The sequence below is a fragment of the Neisseria sp. P0009.S007 genome (genome assembly GCF_051962515.1).
The window spans coordinates 1-231 of sequence record NZ_JBQCVF010001335.1; the positions used below are offsets into that span (position 1 = coordinate 1).

1 protein-coding gene is annotated in these 231 nt (G+C 50.2%); it reads left to right on the top strand.

Annotated features, from left to right (window positions below; genetic code table 11):
* Position 1 precedes the first annotated feature (1 nt).
* A partial coding sequence (locus ACTHS3_RS18835) for a DUF350 domain-containing protein (protein ID WP_440368935.1) occupies positions 2–231 on the top strand: 230 nt, incomplete at its 3' end.

Below are 231 nucleotides of genomic sequence, written 5' to 3' on the forward strand. Positions count from 1 at the left end.
GATTACACCCGTTGAAGAATTGCGCCTGAATAAAAACGGCAACCTTGCCTGCGCCTTGTCATATGGCGGCGCGTTGGTCGGGTTTTGTCTGACGCTTGCCTCAAGCATTGCACACAGCGTCAGCTTCAACGATTTTATCCTGTTGGCCCTTGCCGCAGCCGTAATTCAGATTTTTGGCTATTTCGCTGCGACAATGATGATTAAAGGCGCTACCGCAGAACTCATCGGTAA